The organism is Microbacterium sp. (genome assembly GCF_036277215.1).
Taxonomy (GTDB): Bacteria; Actinomycetota; Actinomycetes; order Actinomycetales; family Microbacteriaceae; genus Microbacterium.
In genome coordinates this window covers 1-3143 of the sequence record NZ_DASUNI010000043.1, presented here as the reverse complement: position 1 = coordinate 3143, position 3143 = coordinate 1, and the positions used below count along the sequence as shown (strand labels likewise).

The window sequence follows — 3143 nt, the reverse complement described above, 5'->3', positions numbered from 1 at the left end:
CGTCGTCTCGTGGACGTCTCGCAGGATGTCATCATCCGCGAGGACGACTGCGGCACGTCGAAGGGTCTCGAGCTGCCGATCGCGGCACCCGGTGCCGACGGCGCGCTCGTGATGGACGCGAACGTGGAGAACTCGGTGTTCTCGCGCACGCTCGCCTCCGACGCGGTCGACGCTCAGGGCAACGTGCTGGCCGCGGCCGGCGACGACGTGGGCGACGTGCTGCTGAACACGCTGATCGAGGCGGGTGTGGAGACCATCAAGGTGCGCTCCGTGCTCACCTGCGATTCGGCTGTCGGCGTCTGCGCGCAGTGCTACGGCCGATCGCTGGCGACCGGAAAGCTCGTCGACATCGGCGAGGCCGTCGGCATCATCGCGGCCCAGTCGATCGGTGAGCCCGGAACGCAGCTCACGATGCGTACCTTCCACACGGGTGGTTCGGCCTCGGCTGATGACATCACCCAGGGTCTGCCGCGTGTGCAGGAGCTCTTCGAGGCGCGTACCCCCAAGGGTGCGTCGCCGATCGCCGAGTCGGACGGTCGCATCACGATCGAAGAGACCGATCGCGCGAAGAAGGTCATCCTGACGCCCGACAACGGCGAGGAGCCGCACGTCTACCCCGTGCTTCGCCGCGCGACGCTCCTGGTCGAGGACGGCCAGCACGTCACGGTCGGTCAGCCGATCCTGGTGGGCACGCTCGACCCCAAGGAGGTCATGCGCGTCATGGGCGCCCGCGAGGTGCAGCGTTACCTCGTCAACGGCGTTCAGAACGTCTACCGCTCGCAGGGTGTGCCGATCCACGACAAGCACATCGAGGTCATCGTGCGCCAGATGCTGCGCAAGGTCACCGTGGTCGACCACGGCGAGACCACGCTGCTTCCGGGTGAGCTGGTCGACTTCAAGAAGTACCAGAACATGAACCGCGAGGCCGTGGCCGAGGGCAAGCGCCCCGCGTCCGGTCGCCCGGAGCTCATGGGCATCACGAAGGCGTCGCTCGCGACGGAGTCGTGGCTGTCGGCCGCTTCCTTCCAGGAGACGACCCGCGTTCTGACGCAGGCCGCCATGGAGGGCAAGAGCGACCCGCTTCTGGGCCTCAAGGAGAACGTCATCATCGGAAAGCTCATCCCCGCCGGAACCGGACTTGCGAAGTACCGCAACGTCGTGGTCGAGGCGACGGAGGAGGCGAAGAGCGAGCGGTACCCCAACCGCATCTTCGCGTCGGACGGCGCCTACAGCGACGCCGACCTGAGCTACGTCGACTTCGACAGCTTCTCGACGGACGACTTCACGCCTGGTACCTACAATTGATCGCCGTCGGCCCCTGAGCTCGTCGAAGGGTCCGCGGCATCCGTGATCACCGAAAGGCCCCCGCTCGCGCGGGGGCCTTTCGCGTCCCGTCGCGCGCCGGATCCGGCCCTCATCGCCCACCCGCTTACCGTTGAAGCAGGAGGTGGTGGGGGCCTTGGCGCGCACCGGTGGACGCAACTCGTGGATCGCATGGCCCGCGGGGCTGCTGTGCGCTGCCGTCGTCGCGGCGCTGGCCTGGCTCGCCCAGCCCATGCTCCCGGTCTCGGTCGCGTGGATGGGCGACATGCTGCGCGCGACGACATCGGAGCCGGTGGCCGCCCCGGCGACGGAGGCCCCGGCGAGTCGCGCGATCGCGTCCGGCGAGCTGGACTGCCGAGCCTTATACCCCGACGACCTCTGGGCCGAGCTCACCTGGACCCCCGAGGTGCTGCTCTCGCAGGATGCCGCGCCACCGCCCACGGTCATCACCGCGCTCACCGACGCGCTCGCGCCGTCGGTGCGGATCTCGTGCCACTGGCAGGCGGGAGACGGGCGGACGATCGAATCCACGCTCGCCCGGGTCGCGGGCGACGCCGGTGCGATCGCCGAGTCCTCGCTGCGAGGCCAAGGCTTCGACTGCGCCTCGGATGCCGACGCCGTCGTGTGCACGCGAACCGCCGCGGACGTGCTCGAGGAGCAGACGCTGCGCGGCGGGTTGTGGCTGTCGAGTGTCGAGCGCGGCTGGCATCCGGAATTCTACGGCACACGCCTCGCCGCCCACGTGTGGGGCTGAGTCCGGGCTCAGCCGAACACGCTCTCCACGATCGCCGCGGTGTAGCCGTCGGGCGCGAGGTTCGCGAACTGCGAGTCGATGAGGATCCCGTCGCGCCAGAACAGCGTGCGGCCTTCGACGACGGGGTACAGCTCGTTGAACCACGTCTTCTCGCAGGGGGTCCCGCCGTCGGGCGTGTAGCAGGCGAACCCCTCCGCGGCGGCGAGCTCGTTGAGCATGTCGAGGGCGGCGCCGCGCCCGGCATCCGCTCCCCTCGCCACGCCCGCAATCGCACGGCACGCCTCCGCGGCAGGACGCCCGCTGCAGGTTACTCTCGCAGTGCAGGGACACGCCCTGCGTGAGGAGTGCATCCGATGAGTGAGTCGAAGTCGTCCTACGGCGAACCTGTCGATGAGCCCCGGCCGGTCGACGACGACGTCGTCCACAGCGCCAACCAGGGGATCGCGGATGCCGAGGCCGCCCGCCGGGACGCGGCAGCGGACGAGGCCGCGGCCTCCGATTCGCACGTCGACTCGCACGGCGAGACCGTCGAGACCGTCGAGACGCCTCGCACCCCCGTCGAGCCCGCGCGCTCCGCGTACGACGACGACTCGACCTTCGACAGCGCACTCTACGAAGCGCACGCCGACGACTCGACGCCGGCATGGGAGCCCCCGGCCGAGACCGTGGTCGCGGCACCCGTCGTGACCCCGCGCGAGACCGTGGTGGAGACGCCGGCCGCCGAAACCGCCGTCGTGGCGCCCGCGTACTCGACCCCGCAGCCGATCTTCGTACAGGCTCCCGAGGCCCCGCGCCTGCGAGGCAACCGCGGAGCCGCCGGCGCGATCGGGTTGCTCGCTGCTCTCGCCTTCGGCGTGCTGTACCTCGCCGTGTGGCTCGGTGTGGGGCTGCTGAACGGCGACGTCACGGTTGACACCCTCGGCTCGGCTGCGCTGCTCGCGCTCGGAACGTGGGCCCTGTGGGTCCCCATCGTCGTGTTCTTCGTCGCGTTCTGGCTCCTGGGCGCCATCATCAACCGCGGCCGCTGGGGTGCGTGGGTCATCTTCGGCCTGCTCGTCGGCGTCGC

General features: G+C 70.0%; 3 protein-coding genes and 1 pseudogene. 3 read left to right on the top strand and 1 reads right to left on the bottom strand.

Features of this window, described 5'->3' with window-relative positions; all coding sequences use genetic code 11:
* Both VFX99_RS02260 and VFX99_RS02255 read left to right on the top strand, forming a co-directional pair.
* A pseudogene (locus VFX99_RS02260) lies at window positions 1-1305 on the top strand (DNA-directed RNA polymerase subunit beta'); the annotation flags it as partial.
* A 145-nt stretch (window positions 1306-1450) separates the two neighbouring features.
* The gene (locus tag VFX99_RS02255; RefSeq protein WP_329664695.1) at window positions 1451-2077 is read left to right on the top strand and encodes a hypothetical protein; all 627 of its coding nucleotides are present in this window, start codon (window positions 1451-1453) and stop codon (window positions 2075-2077) included.
* An 8-nt stretch (window positions 2078-2085) separates the two neighbouring features.
* Here the strand turns inward: VFX99_RS02255 and VFX99_RS02250 are convergent, their stop codons facing one another.
* Window positions 2086-2337 (bottom strand): hypothetical protein, encoded by a 252-nt coding sequence (locus VFX99_RS02250; protein ID WP_329664694.1) that lies wholly within the window; start codon window positions 2335-2337, stop codon window positions 2086-2088.
* A gap of 93 nt (window positions 2338-2430) precedes the next feature.
* On the opposite strand from VFX99_RS02250, the gene VFX99_RS02245 reads away from it, so the two are divergent.
* On the top strand, window positions 2431-3143 hold a 713-nt coding region (locus tag VFX99_RS02245; protein WP_329664693.1), incomplete at its 3' end, for an ABC transporter.